Origin of the sequence: Streptomyces hygroscopicus, from assembly GCF_026168105.1 — a bacterium.
GTDB lineage: Bacteria > Actinomycetota > Actinomycetes > Streptomycetales > Streptomycetaceae > Streptomyces > Streptomyces hygroscopicus_D.
Window position 1 is genome coordinate 34,043 of the sequence record NZ_LBMW01000041.1, and the last position, 14,717, is coordinate 48,759.

Annotated in this window: 13 protein-coding genes; 11 read left to right on the forward strand and 2 right to left on the reverse strand. The window is 69.6% G+C overall.

The genetic code is table 11. The features are described 5' to 3' along the window. Positions 1-74: 74 nt before the first annotated feature. The 3 genes from AAW14_RS30150 to AAW14_RS30160 all read left to right on the forward strand — a co-directional run bounded on the left by AAW14_RS30150 (position 75) and on the right by AAW14_RS30160 (position 4,082). Positions 75-965 (forward strand): FadR/GntR family transcriptional regulator, encoded by an 891-nt coding sequence (locus tag AAW14_RS30150; RefSeq protein ID WP_265567439.1) that lies wholly within the window; start codon positions 75-77, stop codon positions 963-965. Positions 966-1,608: 643 nt separating this feature from the next. Then, positions 1,609-3,141: an RNA polymerase sigma factor gene (locus AAW14_RS30155; protein WP_265567442.1), complete on the forward strand. Its 1,533-nt coding sequence runs from the start codon at positions 1,609-1,611 to the stop codon at positions 3,139-3,141. A 122-nt stretch (positions 3,142-3,263) separates the two neighbouring features. Next, a complete protein-coding gene (locus AAW14_RS30160; protein ID WP_265567444.1) occupies positions 3,264-4,082 on the forward strand; it encodes a S1 family serine peptidase in 819 nt (272 codons plus the stop codon). Positions 4,083-4,374: 292 nt separating this feature from the next. Here the strand turns inward: AAW14_RS30160 and AAW14_RS30165 are convergent, their stop codons facing one another. Further along, positions 4,375-4,605, reverse strand: coding sequence for a hypothetical protein (locus tag AAW14_RS30165; RefSeq protein ID WP_265567445.1), 231 nt, complete (start codon positions 4,603-4,605; stop codon positions 4,375-4,377). A 442-nt stretch (positions 4,606-5,047) separates the two neighbouring features. On the opposite strand from AAW14_RS30165, the gene AAW14_RS30170 reads away from it, so the two are divergent. The 6 genes from AAW14_RS30170 to AAW14_RS30195 all read left to right on the forward strand — a co-directional run bounded on the left by AAW14_RS30170 (position 5,048) and on the right by AAW14_RS30195 (position 12,044). Further along, positions 5,048-7,171: a DNA gyrase/topoisomerase IV subunit B gene (locus tag AAW14_RS30170; RefSeq protein WP_265567446.1), complete on the forward strand. Its 2,124-nt coding sequence runs from the start codon at positions 5,048-5,050 to the stop codon at positions 7,169-7,171. A 304-nt stretch (positions 7,172-7,475) separates the two neighbouring features. Then, positions 7,476-8,000 carry a DUF1453 domain-containing protein gene (locus tag AAW14_RS30175; RefSeq protein ID WP_265567448.1) on the forward strand — a complete coding sequence of 175 codons (525 nt, stop codon included), beginning with the start codon at positions 7,476-7,478 and terminating at the stop codon, positions 7,998-8,000. Beyond that, positions 7,997-9,148 (forward strand): sensor histidine kinase, encoded by a 1,152-nt coding sequence (locus tag AAW14_RS30180; protein WP_265567450.1) that lies wholly within the window; start codon positions 7,997-7,999, stop codon positions 9,146-9,148. Before AAW14_RS30175 ends, AAW14_RS30180 begins: the two co-directional genes overlap by 4 nt. Next, positions 9,145-9,822, forward strand: coding sequence for a response regulator transcription factor (locus tag AAW14_RS30185; protein ID WP_265567452.1), 678 nt, complete (start codon positions 9,145-9,147; stop codon positions 9,820-9,822). Before AAW14_RS30180 ends, AAW14_RS30185 begins: the two co-directional genes overlap by 4 nt. A 69-nt stretch (positions 9,823-9,891) precedes the next feature. Then, positions 9,892-10,455, forward strand: a complete 564-nt coding sequence (locus tag AAW14_RS30190) for a DUF485 domain-containing protein (protein ID WP_265567454.1) — start codon at positions 9,892-9,894, stop codon at positions 10,453-10,455. After that, a complete protein-coding gene (locus AAW14_RS30195; protein ID WP_265567456.1) occupies positions 10,452-12,044 on the forward strand; it encodes a cation acetate symporter in 1,593 nt (530 codons plus the stop codon). Before AAW14_RS30190 ends, AAW14_RS30195 begins: the two co-directional genes overlap by 4 nt. A gap of 86 nt (positions 12,045-12,130) precedes the next feature. Here the strand turns inward: AAW14_RS30195 and AAW14_RS30200 are convergent, their stop codons facing one another. Then, the gene (locus AAW14_RS30200; protein WP_265567458.1) at positions 12,131-12,823 is read right to left on the reverse strand and encodes a response regulator; all 693 of its coding nucleotides are present in this window, start codon (positions 12,821-12,823) and stop codon (positions 12,131-12,133) included. Positions 12,824-12,984: 161 nt separating this feature from the next. Here AAW14_RS30200 and AAW14_RS30205 point away from each other — a divergent pair, with 161 nt between their 5' ends. Together AAW14_RS30205 and AAW14_RS30210 are read left to right on the forward strand one after the other, a co-directional pair. Beyond that, complete coding sequence (locus AAW14_RS30205) at positions 12,985-13,800, forward strand: ABC transporter ATP-binding protein (RefSeq protein WP_265567459.1); 816 nt, start codon at positions 12,985-12,987, stop codon at positions 13,798-13,800. Continuing rightward, a complete protein-coding gene (locus AAW14_RS30210; protein WP_265567461.1) occupies positions 13,790-14,653 on the forward strand; it encodes an ABC transporter permease in 864 nt (287 codons plus the stop codon). Before AAW14_RS30205 ends, AAW14_RS30210 begins: the two co-directional genes overlap by 11 nt. Positions 14,654-14,717: the final 64 nt, after the last annotated feature.

Sequence of the window (14,717 nt, forward strand, 5' to 3'; positions counted from 1 at the left end):
GTGAGCGATCACCCTTTCGTGTGCTTTTCACCAAAGACCTCAAGGGAGTTGGAGACGACGCCGACAAAGGATCCGTGAGTACCCTTGCGCACACCACCATGATGACCGCCGCCCGCTCCGCAGACTCCGGCCTGGCCGGCCCGGGCGAACTCGACCGCTACCCCTACGCCGAGGCGCCCGTCGCCGACCGCGTCGCCACACCCTCGTGGGAGGCCGCAGACCCGGAGCTGGGCCGCGTCGGCAGGCGCGCCGCGGGCAGCCGCGGACGCGGACTGCACGGCCAACTCGTCCAGCAGCTGGGCCAGATGATCGTCTCCGGCGACCTGGGTGCGGACCGCCCGCTGGTGCCCGAGGAGATCGGCCAGCGCTTCGAGGTGTCCCGTACCGTCGTCCGTGAGTCGCTGCGTGTCCTGGAGGCCAAAGGCCTGGTCAGCGCACGCCCGAACGTCGGCACGCGCGTGCGCCCCGTGAGCGACTGGAACCTCCTCGACCCGGACATCATCGAGTGGCGGGCCTTCGGGCCTCAGCGCGACGACCAGCGCCGTGAGCTGAGCGAGCTGCGCTGGACCATCGAGCCGCTCGCCGCGCGCCTCGCCGCCGGGCACGGACGCGAGGAGGTGCAGCAGCGGCTCGGCGACATGGTCGAGATCATGGGCCACGCCATGGGCCAGGGCGACTCCCTGACCTTCTCGCGGGCCGACGCGGAGTTCCACTCTCTGCTCATCCAAGTCGCAGGCAACCGCATGCTGGAGCACCTCTCGGGCATCGTCTCGGCGGCTCTCCAGGTCTCCGGCGGCCCGGTCACCGGTTGCGACCGCCCGAACGAATCCGCCCTGACCCAGCACGCCCGCATCGTCGACGCGCTGGCGTCGGGAGACGGCGCGGCCGCCGAGGGAGCCATGCGCCAACTGCTCACCGTCCACCCCGAGGTGGAGCGCGTGGTGCCCGCGCCCCGCGAGCACTGACCGCACCCCGCGGGCGATGCCACCGGGAGCGTGCGCCCTCCCCGGCGGCGCCGGGCGTCCTCGGTCGACGACCGCCCGGCGCCGGTCGTCCGCCGTCGGGCTCCGTCGGATCCTCCCGGGACCCGGCGGAGCCCGACGGAGACCGGCGGCGCCGGTCCGGGCAGGCCACTCCCGTCCCGGGGTGTCCCGGTCCCGGCCGGTGCCCGGGTTCACCGGATGCCGCGGCGTCGCCAGCGGGTTGCGGCGTCGGCCGCGCATTTCCCGGTACCGGCCGGGGGTCGATCCCGGTACCGGCCAGGGGTCGATCCCGGTACCGGCCGGGGGCCGACGCAGCGACGAGAAGGAGAGCCGCCGACGGCCCGGCTCGGATCATGGCGCCGACCGACCGCCTCTGCCCGTATCTGGACGTTTTTGAGTGGTTACGGGGTGTGACTCGGGCCACGCAGATTGGGCGTAACGCTCTTCGGGACTGCGCGATGACCTAAGAGGTGACAGTCGAGGAGGGAATACGGACGCCGTTCACGGCGCTGTGCATCTTCCCGGCATCCGCCCGCACCGTCGGCCCATCCCCAAGCCGGCGGTCGGCCCCTGTCCGTCACGGACGGGGCCGGAAGCCGTTTTCCAACGTTCCGAGAGGTTGTTCGTGTCGGCCAGCACATCCCGTACGCTCCCGCCGGAGATCGCCGAGTCCGTCTCTGTCATGGCTCTCATTGAGCGGGGAAAGGCTGAGGGGCAGATCGCCGGCGACGATGTGCGTCGGGCCTTCGAAGCTGACCAGATTCCGGCCACTCAGTGGAAGAACGTACTGCGCAGCCTCAACCAGATCCTCGAGGAAGAGGGTGTGACGCTGATGGTCAGTGCCGCAGAGCCAAAGCGCACCCGAAAGAGCGTCGCAGCGAAGAGTCCGGCCAAGCGCACCGCCACCAAGACCGTCGCGGCGAAGACGGTGACCACCAAGAAGGCCGCCGCTCCCGCCGCTCCCGCGGCGCCCGTCGCCGACGACCCGGCTGAGGACGCGCCCGTGAAGAAGGCCGCTGCCAAGAAGACGGCCGCCAAGAAGACGGCCGCGAAGAAGACGGTCGCCAAGAAGACGGCGGCCAAGAAGACGACCGCCAAGAAGGACGACGTCGAGCTGCTCGAAGAGGACGCCCTCGAGGAGACCCCCGGCAAGGGCGCCGAGGAGCCCGAGGGCGCCGAGAGCGCCGGCTTCGTACTTTCCGACGAGGACGAGGACGACGCGCCGGCGCAGCAGGTCGCCGCGGCCGGTGCCACCGCCGACCCGGTCAAGGACTACCTCAAGCAGATCGGCAAGGTCCCCCTGCTCAACGCCGAGCAGGAGGTCGAGCTCGCCAAGCGCATCGAGGCGGGTCTGTTCGCCGAGGACAAGCTCGCCAACGCCGACAAGCTCGCCCCCAAGCTCAAGCGCGAGCTGGAGATCATCGCCGAGGACGGCCGCCGCGCCAAGAACCACCTCCTGGAGGCCAACCTCCGTCTCGTGGTCTCCCTGGCCAAGCGCTACACCGGCCGCGGCATGCTCTTCCTGGACCTCATCCAGGAGGGCAACCTCGGTCTGATCCGCGCGGTCGAGAAGTTCGACTACACCAAGGGCTACAAGTTCTCCACGTATGCCACCTGGTGGATCCGTCAGGCGATCACCCGCGCCATGGCCGACCAGGCCCGCACCATCCGTATCCCGGTGCACATGGTCGAGGTCATCAACAAGCTCGCGCGTGTGCAGCGGCAGATGCTCCAGGACCTGGGCCGCGAGCCCACCCCGGAGGAACTGGCCAAGGAGCTCGACATGACCCCGGAGAAGGTCATCGAGGTCCAGAAGTACGGCCGCGAACCGATCTCGCTGCACACCCCGCTGGGCGAGGACGGCGACAGCGAGTTCGGTGACCTCATCGAGGACTCCGAGGCCGTCGTCCCGGCCGACGCGGTCAGCTTCACGCTCCTTCAGGAGCAGCTGCACTCCGTGCTCGACACCCTGTCCGAGCGCGAAGCGGGCGTCGTCTCCATGCGTTTCGGTCTCACCGACGGTCAGCCGAAGACCCTCGACGAGATCGGCAAGGTGTACGGCGTCACCCGTGAGCGTATCCGCCAGATCGAGTCCAAGACGATGTCGAAACTGCGTCACCCGTCGCGCTCCCAGGTGCTGCGCGACTACCTCGACTAGGCCTCGGGGTTCGTGTCGTCGGGGGGCCGGCTCCTACGGGGGTCGGCCCCTTTGCGTGTGCGCGTTGCAGCGAACTGGATCACTGTGGGTGTTCCACGATCATCTGACAGTGAGGAGTGCGCATGCGTCGCCCTTTCGCCCGAGCGCTGGCCGTGGGAGCCGCCGCGGCCCTGACACCGCTGGTGTCCCCGTCTTCCGCGACGGCAGATGACGTTGTCATCGGAGGCTTCCCCGTCGACATCTCCCAAAGTCCGTGGACGGTCGCCCTCTCCAGCCGTGACCGGTTCGGAGGTACGCGGGCGGGACAGTTCTGCGGGGGAGTGGTGGTGGACCGCTCCAGGGTCCTCACCGCGGCTCACTGTATGAGTGCGGCAGTGCTGGGAGCGCCGCCGGGGCAGGTACGGGACCTGAAGGTCATCACGGACCGTACGGACCTCACGTCCAGCCAGGGCAAGGAGATCCCGGTGACCGCCACCTGGGTGAATCCTCGGTACAACGGTTACACGAACGCCGGGGACTTCGCCCTGCTCACCCTCGCCTCGCCGCTTCCCGCGAGTTCGGTCATCGGGATGGCGGCGGCCGGGGACCCGGCCTATGCGCCGGGCACGGCCGCGACGGTGTACGGCTGGGGTGACGCCACCGGGCAGGCCGACTACGCGCGCAGCCTGCGGGGCGCGACCCTGCAGGTCCTGCCGGATGCGACCTGTGAGCAGGCGTATCCGGGCGGCGTGGACGGAAAGTACCTCGCCGCCTCCATGTTGTGCGCAGGCGAGCCCGAGGGCGGCCGCGACGCCTGCCAGGGGGACAGCGGGGGACCGCTCGTCGCTCAGGGGCGTCTGGTCGGCCTGGTGTCGTGGGGGAACGGCTGCGGGCAGCCGGGGAGCCCCGGGGTCTACACGCGGGTCTCGGATGTCCTCAAAACGCTGAACGGCGGCCACTGAGGGCAGCTGCCACATGCCGGAGCCCCATGGCCGGTACTGAAGGGCGGTCTCTTCGCGGGCCGCCGGATGCACCGCCGATGCACGGGCGTGTGCGCTGTCGTGGCGCGCTGGGCGTTGCGGGCTGCCCACGTTCTGGAGGTGCGGGCCGTCCTGCGCACGGTGTGCGTGAGGCCTGTGTCACGAGGTGCCGACCGGACGTGTCGTACGAGAGCGGGCGGCCACTCCCGGTGATCGGGGTGGCCGCCCGCTCGCCGGCCTCGGCGCCGGCACAGGCTCGTCGTGGACGCGAGTGTCAGCGTTCCTCTTCGGACGCGTTTGCCGGAGCGGTGGTGAGCCGTTCCGTCTCGTCCTGTATCTCAGCGGCGATCTTCTTGAGTTCCGGCTCGAACTTGCGGCCGTGGTGGGCGCAGAAGAGCAGTTCTCCGCCGCTCAGGAGGACGACGCGCAGGTACGCCTGGGCGCCGCAACGGTCGCAGCGGTCAGCGGCCGTCAGCGGGCTCGCGGGGGTCAGAACAGTAGTCACGTCGCCTCTTCTCTAGCTCGACGAGCTGTCGTACCAGGGTCAACATCCAACCAGGCCGAAAACGTTCCCGCTCGCGGCTTCTCCTGGAAAATTTCTTCCGGAGCCGACTGTCTGCTGCCGGTTGGCGGCGAATGTGCCGTATTACGTGTTTTCGTGTCGTACGGGTTCGCGTCTGTCGGTTGTCCGGTCCTCCTCCGGCGGGTTGCCGGTTGTGCAAGAGGACGTGCCCGGAGCCTAAATGGTTCATGCCTCGAAGGGAACGTGATATGTACTTCACCCCAACGAGGGATCGAACGCTCGTGCGAGTCTGGACTAGGCTGAGTTTCACGTCGAGGGTGGCGTTACAACGGCTCTACCAGGCCTCGGTACCCTCGGACCGGCGACCGAAGCCGACCCCTTACCCCAAAGGGCCCCATCTGAAATTCAGCGAGGAGCGAACCGCGTGACCGCCGAGACGTCAGTGCCGTCCACAGCGCTGCTGACCGGAGCAGACCGGGACGGTTCCAACTACACCGCGCGGCACCTGCTCGTCCTCGAAGGCCTCGAGGCCGTACGCAAGCGCCCCGGTATGTACATCGGCTCGACCGACAGTCGGGGCCTGATGCACTGCCTCTGGGAGATCATCGACAATTCCGTGGACGAGGCCCTGGGGGGCTACTGCGACCACATCGAAGTGATCCTGCACGACGACGGTTCCGTCGAGGTGCGGGACAACGGCCGGGGCATCCCGGTCGACGTGGAGCCGAAGACCCGCCTCTCCGGGGTCGAGGTCGTGATGACCAAGCTCCATGCGGGCGGCAAGTTCGGCGGCGGCTCGTATGCTGCGTCCGGCGGTCTGCACGGCGTGGGCGCGTCCGTGGTGAACGCGCTCTCCGCGCGCCTGGACGTCGAGGTCGACCGCGCCGGCCACACGCACGCGATCAGCTTCCGGCGCGGCGTGCCGGGTGCCTTCGCCGGCGAGGGTCCGGACGCGAAGTTCGAGCCGAAGAGCGGCCTGCGCAAGCCCAAGAAGATCCCCAAGACCCGCACGGGCACGCGCGTGCGCTACTGGGCCGACCGCCAGGTCTTCCTCAAGGACGCCAAGCTCTCCCTGGAGACGCTGCACCAGCGCGCCCGCCAGACGGCCTTCCTGGTGCCCGGCCTGACCATCGTCGTCCGTGACGAGTACGGTCTCGGCGAGGGCGGCAGCAAGGGCGAGGAGTCCTTCCGCTTCGACGGCGGTATCAGCGAGTTCTGCGAGTACCTCGCGACGGACAAGCCGGTGTGCGACGTCCTCCGCTTCTCCGGGCAGGGAACCTTCAAGGAGACGGTCCCCGTCCTGGACGACCACGGCCAGATGACGCCGACCGAGGTCACCCGGGAACTGGGCGTCGATGTCGCGCTGCGCTGGGGGACCGGTTACGACACGACCCTCAGGTCGTTCGTCAACATCATCGCCACTCCCAAGGGCGGCACTCACGTCGCCGGGTTCGAGCAGGCCGTCACCAGAACGATGAACGAGGTGTTGCGCGCAAAGAAGCTGTTGCGTGTGGCCGAGGACGACATCGTCAAGGACGACGCTCTCGAGGGGCTGACCACGGTCGTCACCGTGCGCCTGGCCGAGCCGCAGTTCGAGGGCCAGACCAAGGAGGTCCTCGGCACCTCCGCGGCGCGCCGCATTGTCGCGAACGTGGTGTCCAAGGAGCTCAAGGCGTTCCTGACCTCGACGAAGCGTGACGCCGCCCAGCAGGCCCGAGTGGTTCTGGAGAAGGCCGTCGCCGCGGCCCGCACACGCATCGCCGCCCGCCAGCACAAGGACGCGCAGCGCCGCAAGACGGCCCTGGAGTCCTCCTCGCTGCCGGCCAAGCTCGCCGACTGCCGCAGTGACGACGTCGACCGCAGCGAGCTGTTCATCGTCGAGGGCGACTCCGCGCTCGGTACGGCGAAGCTCGCCCGGAACTCCGAGTTCCAGGCACTGCTGCCGATCCGCGGCAAGATCCTGAACGTCCAGAAGTCGTCCGTGACGGACATGCTCAAGAACGCCGAGTGCGGCGCGATCATCCAGGTCATAGGAGCCGGATCCGGCCGGACGTTCGACATCGACGCGGCCCGTTACGGCAAGATCATCATGATGACGGATGCCGACGTGGACGGCTCCCACATCCGCACCCTGCTCCTGACGCTGTTCCACCGCTATATGCGGCCGATGGTCGAGGCGGGCCGGGTCTTCGCCGCGGTGCCGCCGCTGCACCGCATCGAGATCGTCCAGCCGAAGAAGGGCCAGGACAAATACGTCTACACGTACTCGGACCGCGAGTTGCGGGACAAGCTGCTGGAGTTCCAGAGCAAGGGCATCAGGTACAAGGACTCCATCCAGCGCTACAAGGGTCTTGGCGAGATGGACGCCGACCAGCTGGCCGAGACGACGATGGACCCGCGCCACCGCACCCTGCGCCGGATCAACCTCTCCGACCTGGAGGCCGCCGAGCAGGTCTTCGACCTGCTGATGGGCAACGACGTGGCCCCGCGCAAGGAGTTCATCTCCAGCTCGGCGGCGACGTTGGACCGGTCGCGCATCGACGCGTAGCCGCCCGTCGGGGCGCAGGCCCTGGGGTCCGTTCGGGCCCTGGGGCCCGCCGGCCGGCGACCACCGCCGCTCAGAGCAGCCGGCGAAGGGCGACACACCGAGTGGCGACCGTCCACTCGCGGCCTGTACGTCGCCGGGGCCGCCCAGGTGGCTTCTCCACCCTCGGGTGGAGAAGCCCTCGTGTCACGGATCCACCCGGGATCCACCCCAGCTCCGATCTGCTGACCTGCGGAATTCCGTACTGTCGAAGGCGTCGGCAGCACCCGCTGCCGACATCCGCTCTTCCCCGCCCACGGAGGCCGCGATGTCCGGGCTCGCCGATGCCCTGCTGATCACCGCCGCAGTCGTTCTGATCGTCGTGCGCCAGTTCCGCGCCCGCCCTGTCACCACGGACCGGCGCTGGTGGATCGTGCCCGTCGTCCTGGCCTTCCTGGCGCTGCGCAGGCCCGGCCTCCTCGACCCCCACCATCACCTGGAGTCCGCCCTCCTGTTGGCGGCCGAGATGCTCATAGGGCTGGCCACCGGTGCCGGCTGGGCCTGGACCTCACGGATATGGACCGAGCCGGACGGCACGGTCTGGAGCCGGAGCACCAAGGCCAGCGTCGCCGTATGGATCGTCGGCATAGCCCTGCGAGCCGGACTCTTCGGCATAGGCGCCGCGCTCGGTGTTCACCAGGACAGCTCCGCACTTCTTCTCGCCCTCGCCGCCACCCTGCTGCTCCGAGGCGGGATCCTTGCCTGGCGGTCGAAGCCGGTCACCCCTGGCGGCGTCAAGAGCGAGGCGTACGTTGACCGCGTGCCCCAGACCGCGTGGAAGGAGCCTGTGTGAGGGAAAACGCCTGGACGCGCTGGCCCTCCCGCGAGGCACTGTCCCGCGCGGGAGACTCCAGCGCCCGGCGCGCGCTCGCCTGGACCACACGCCTCGTCGCCCTCGGCATGCTTCTGTGGACGACGTTCACGGATGACCGCCTGCACGCGTGGGGCATCGCCACGGCGGCGGTCGGGGTCCTGTTGTGCGGAGCGGGTGCGTGGGCCTACTTCCAGACCACACTGCAGCACCGGCTGCTCCCCTCGGTCACCCTTCTCGGGGTGCTCCTGGGACTGGCGCTTGGGGCGTACGCCTTGGATCTGCGCGACGCGGCGGTCGTGCTGTGGTGCGGGTGCGCCGTCGCCGCCATGGAGCGGCTGCCCCTCGTCGCCGCGCTGCCCGCGGCAGGCGCCGGGCTGGGGGCGTTCGCCTCGGTGAACCACGGAGGCTGGCTGACCAGCGTGGTCACCACCGGTGGGATCGCCCTCGCAGGTTACGTGCTGCGTCTCGACGCGGAAGCACGCGGAAGCGCCCTGCAGCTGCTCGCACAGGAGCGGGCCGCCCGGGCGGCCGAGGCCGAGTCGGCGGCGCTGGCGGAGCGGGCCCGGATTGCACGGGAGATCCACGACGTGCTGGCGCACAGCCTGTCGGCGCAGCTCGTGCATCTCGAGGCGGCACGGCTGCTGATCGAGGGAGGAGCCGACCGGGACAGAATCCTCGAACGGGTCGTGGCTGCCCGGGGGATGGCCCGGGAGGGCCTCGCCGAGACCCGGCAGGCGCTGTCCGCACTGCGCGGCGAGATGTCCCCGCTCGAGGACTTCCTGAGCGAGCTCGTCGCCACCGCGGACGGCGCGCACCTCACCGTCTCGGGTGACCGCAGGAACCTGCCCGCCCAGTCCTCGCAGGCGGTTCGCAGGGTAGCGCAGGAGGCCCTGACGAACGTCCGCAAGCACGCCCCGGGCGCCAAGGTGCAGATACGGCTGGAGTACGCCGAGCACCAAGTGACGCTGGACGTCAGGGACTCGGGTGGATCGCCCGGCGAACTGGCCGGGGCGGGGGCCGGGTACGGTCTCCTGGGCATGCGGGAGCGTGCCGAGCTGCTGGGCGGCTCACTGGAGGCGGGGCCGGGCGAGGAGGGATTCGTGGTGACACTGAAGGTGCCCGTATGACGGAGGAGGACAGCGGAAAGATCGCCCGGGTGGTCGTGGCGGACGACCAGACGGTGGTGCGCGAGGGGATCGTGATGCTGCTCGGGCTGCTTCCGGGGATCGAGGTCGTCGGTGCGGCCGGGGACGGGGAGGAGGCCGTGAAGCTCGTCGCCGAACTCGCCCCGGACGTGGTGCTGATGGACCTGCGCATGCCCCGGTGCGACGGTGTCGAGGCGACAAGACGCATCCGCGCCGAGCACCCCGGCACCCAGGTCGTCGTGCTCACCACCTACGCGGACGACGAGTCGCTCTTCCCGGCGCTGAGAGCGGGGGCACGCGGCTATCTCACCAAGGACGCCGGCGGCGACGAGATCGTGCGGGCCGTGCGGAGCGTGCTGTCGGGGGACGCGGGACTCTCCCCGAGCGTCCAGCGACGGCTGCTGGAGCGGTTGTCCGAGCCGGAGCGGGTGGCGGCACCGGTGGCACCGGACGGGCTCACCACCCGGGAGACGGAGGTGCTCGTACTGATCGCCGAGGGGCTGACCAACCAGGAGATCGCCCGCAGACTGCATGTCTCCACGGCCACGGTGAAGACCCACATCAACAATCTCTTCACCAAGACGGGGCTCAAGGACCGTGCGCAGGCGGTTCGTTACGCGTACGCACAGGGACTCGTACGGCCTCCCTCGCAGTGAGTCACCTGATGGGGTGAAGAGCCCGGTGAAGAAGAGTCGGGGATCTTCCCGTTCTGTCCATCCTTGGGCATGAAGTCAAGCAATGGCCGTCCTCGCGGAGGCGGGGGTGGCCCCGAGAGTTCGGTTGAGAAGCACGAAGTCCATGACCCGGCACTGGCGGCCGGGGCGGCGACCGGACATACGAGGTACGACGACCCCTGGTACGACGCGCTCGCCTCCGGCTGGGGGGAACTGGACGGGACGGGTACTCCCGCTCCAGCCGTGCCGCCCGCGCCCCGGGGAGAGGCGGGGACCGCCCGTGTGGCGGACGTCTACCTGGAGGTGCAGCGCAGCGCGGCGTTCCGGGAGGTGCGCAGCCGGTACCGGAGGTTCGTGATTCCGGGGTTCGCGGTCTTCTTCAGCTGGTACGTGGGCTATGTGGTGACCGCTCAGACGGCACCCGGGCTGATGACACGGCCGGTGGCGGGCGCCGTGAACGTGGCCATGGTGGCGGGGCTCGGGCAGTTCCTGACGACGTTTGTGTTCACCTGGGCGTACGCACGGCACGCGCGGTTGCGCAGGGACCGGGCCGCGCTCGATCTGCGGTGGGACACCCAGGAGTTGACGCGTGGACTCAGGGGTGGCGAGAGGTGAGCGGACACCATCAGGCACTGGCGCTGCTGCTGTTCGGGGTATTCGTCGCGATCACGCTGACGATCACGACAATGGTGAGCCGCAACCGGCACGGCTCGGCGGAGGAGTTCTACGCGGGCGGGCGGCTGTTCTCACCGATGGAGAATGGTTTTGCCATCGCGGGCGACTACATGTCGGCGGCCTCGTTCCTGGGCGTCACCGGCCTCATTGCGCTCTTCGGGTACGACGGGCTGCTGTATGTCGTGGGCTTCCTCGTCGCCTGGCTCGTGGTGCTGTTCTTCGTCGCCGAACTGGTCCGCAACTGCGGTCGGTTCACCCTCGCCGACGTCATCGCCGCGCGCATGAGCAAACGGCCCGTGCGAATCGCGGCGGGTGCGTCCTCGGTGACCGTGTCCGTGCTGTACCTGGTGGCGCAGATGGTGGGAGCGGGCAGCCTCGTCGCGCTGCTGTTCGGCGGCACGAGTACGGCATCGCATGCCTGGACGGTGATCGTCGTCGGCGCGCTGATGGTGATCTATGTGTCGCTGGGCGGGATGCGGGCCACCACCTGGATCCAGATCGTCAAGGCGATCCTGCTGCTCGGTGGGACGGTGGCACTGACCGTTCTGGTGCTGGTGCGTTTCCACGGGGACGCCAACGCATTGCTGAGGACGGCGGCGGAGCGCAGCGGGCACGGCGAGGCGTTCCTCGCGCCCGGCCTGAAGTACGGCGGGACCTGGACGGCGCGGATCGACTTCATCAGTCTGGGGCTGGCGCTGGTGCTGGGCACCGCCGGGCTGCCGCACATCCTGTCCCGCTTCTACACCGTGCCGACCGCGCGCGCCGCCCGCCGCTCGGTCGTCTGGTCCGTCGGGCTCATCGGCGGCTTCTATCTGATGACGATCGTGCTCGGTTTCGGTGCCGCCGCCGTCGTCGGGCCGGACGCCGTACGGGAGTCCAACGCGGCCGGGAACACGGCCGTGCCGCTGCTGGCGCTGAAACTGGGCGGCGGGGCGGACTCCACGGGTGGGACGGTTCTGTTCGCCATGGTCGCAGCAGTCGCCTTCGCCACGATCCTGGCGGTCGTCGCCGGGATCACCCTCGCCTCCTCGGCCGCGGTCGCCCACGACCTCTACGCGTCACTGCGGCGCCCTCGTGCCAAGCCGCGCAGCGAGGTGGCCGTGGCGCGGGCCGCCGCCGTCGGCATCGGTGTGGTGGCGATCGCACTCGGGCTGCTGGCCCGCGACCTCAATGTGGCGTTCCTGGTGGGGCTCGCCTTCGCGGTGTCCGCATCCGCGAACCTGCCGGTGCTGATGTATGCGCTCTTCTGGCGCAGTTTCACGACACGTGGCGCCGTGTGGGCGGTCTACGGGGGCCTCGTACCCGCACTGGGCCTCGTCCTGTTGTCCCCGGTCGTCTCGGGAAGCCCCGGATCACTGTTCCCCGGCGTCGACTTCCAGTACTTCCCGTTGCAGAACCCGGGCATCGTCTCCATCCCGCTCGGCTTCCTCGCGGGCTGGCTCGGCACGGTCACCTCGGCGGAACCGGCCGACGAGGCCAAGCACGCGGAGACCGAGGTGCGGTCACTGACGGGCGCCGGAGCAGTCTGACGCCACCGGGCGCCCCGACGGCGTACGCGCGTCGGGGCGCCCGGTCCGCGGAGGTTTCCCACCGCCCGCGCCACGCCCCGGCACACCTAGGGCGCCACCCACGCGTACCGGTGCTCGGGGCGCCCCGTGTCGCCGTACTTCAGAGAGAGCCGCAGTCGGCCCGCCTGCTCCAGATGGCGCAGATAGCGCTGGGCAGTGGAGCGGCTGAGCCCCGTCCTCGCGGCCACCTCATGGGCCGACAGGGGGTGTTCGGCCCGGTGGAGTACCTCGCAGATGAGATCCGTCGTCGGCTCCGAGTGGCCGGTGGGCAGCCTGGGGGACGCGGCCGCGGGCGCGGTGCGCAGGGCGCCGAAGATGCGGTCGACCTGCTCCTGGCCCGTCACGCCCCGGCCGCCCACGCGGTCGACGGTGCGGCGTAGGGCGGCGTACGAGTCGAGGCGCGTGCGCAGCGCCGCGAAGGTGAAGGGCTTGACCAGGTAGTGCAGGGCGCCCAGACGCATCGCGGCCTGGACGGTCGCCACATCACCCGCCGCCGTGATCATGATGACATCGGTGCCGTGGCCGCGTTCGCGCATGCGGTGGACCAGTTCGAGGCCCGTCCGGTCGGGCAGGTAGTGGTCGAGCAGAACCAGGTCGATCGGGTCGCGTTCCACCGCGGCCAGCGCCTGGGCCGCGCTGTGTGCGCGGGCGGCCACCCGGAAGCCGGGAACCTTGCCCACGTACTTGGCGTTGATCTCGGCGACACGGAAGTCGTCGTCCACGACCAGGACGTCAATCATCGGGCCTCTCTCCCCTCGGGCCAGGCGAGCGTCAAGCCCGTGCTTCGGCTCCGTTGTTGTAGCGCGAGCAAAACGAGCACAACAGACTCCTGCAAGCAGAAGGACGGGTTGCGCCCAGAAGGCTGCTGCCGTGGCCCGCGCCGCATCTACGGTCCGGGGCCATGAGCGCAGACAGGAGCCCCGCCATCGAGTTGCGGGGCGCGAGCAAGACGTTCCGGACGCCGTCAGGAGGTTTGCACACGGCCGTCAGGGGCCTCGATCTGACCGTCGGACATGGCGAGTTCGTCGCCGTCGTCGGGCCCACCGGGTGCGGAAAGTCGACAACTCTGAGCCTGGTCAGCGGCCTTGAGGAGCCCACCGAGGGCGAGGTCCTGGTGGCCGGCGAGCCGGTCGCCGGAGTCGGGAACAAGGTCGGTTTCGTCTTCCAGCAGGATGCCACCTTCCCCTGGCGTACGGTCCTGTCCAACGTGATGGCGGGGCCACGCTTCCGCGGCGTGCCCAAGGCGGAGGCCAAGGAGAAGGCTCGGGAGTGGCTCGCCCGGGTCGGGCTCGCGGCCTTCGAGGACCGCTACCCCCACCAGCTGTCCGGCGGCCAGCGCAAGCGCGTCGCCCTCGCGGCCACCTTCGTCAACGACCCCGAGATCCTGCTGATGGACGAGCCCTTCTCGGCGCTCGACGTACAGACGAGGGCGCTGATGTCGGACGAACTGCTGGAGCTGTGGGAGGGCACGGGCGCGTCGGTCGTCTTCGTCACCCACGACCTCGAGGAGTCGATCGCGCTCGCCGACAAGGTCGTTGTGATGACCGCCGGACCCGCGACCGTGAAGCAGGTCTTCGACATCGACCTGCCCCGGCCCCGAAAGGTCGAGTCGGTGCGGCTGGAGCCGCGGTTCATCGAGATCTACCGCGAGATCTGGGAGTCCCTGGGCGAAGAGGTCCGGATCACGCGCGAGAGAGGTGCCGCCCATGTCGCCTGAGGTCATCTCCGCACCGGCTCCGGCCGGCACGTCCAAGCCCGACCGCGCCCACTCACGCGCGCGTGCCGCCCGCAGACGCAGGGCCGTCGTCCTGCTGGCCCGTGTGCTGCTGCTGGTCGCCGTGCTCGGGCTCTGGGAGTGGCTGTCGCGGGCCGAGGCCATCGACCCGTTCAACTTCTCGATGCCGTCGAAGATCTGGGACCAGATCTCCACCTGGATCACCCATGGCACCGCGCTCGGCTCGCTCGGCGAGCAGATCTGGGTCACGCTCCATGAGGCGCTGCTCGGCTGGGTGATCGGTGTGATGGCCGGTGTGATCTTCGGCATCGCGCTGGGACGGATCGGCTTCCTCGCCGATGTCCTCGGCCCCTACACCAAGGTGCTCAACTCGATCCCCAGAATCGTCCTCGCCCCGATCTTCGTGATCTGGTTCGGGCTGGGGCCGTCCTCCAAGGTGGCGTCCGCCGTCGTCCTGGTCTTCTTCCCGGTCTTCTTCAACGCCTTCCAGGGCGCCCGCGAGGTCGACCGCAACCTGGTCGCCAATGCCCGCGTCCTGGGCGCGAGCAATCGGCGCGTGACGCTTCAGGTCGTCATCCCGTCAGCCACTTCATGGATCTTCACCAGCCTTCATGTCAGCTTCGGCTTCGCCCTCATCGGCGCCATCGTCGGTGAGTACATCGGCGCCACCAAGGGCATCGGCCTGCTCGTCGCCCAGTCCCAGGGCACCTTCAACGCGGCCGGGGTGTATGCAGCGATGGTCATCCTCGCGGTCGTCGCGCTGGTGGCCGAGGGACTGCTCACCTTCGCCGAGCGCCGCATCTTCCGCTGGAAGCCGTCGGACTCCGGGCACTGATCGCCCCCCCGGCCGGGTGCGTGATCCGCGCCTTTCGCCAACCGGCCCGTCGACCCCGTCTTGC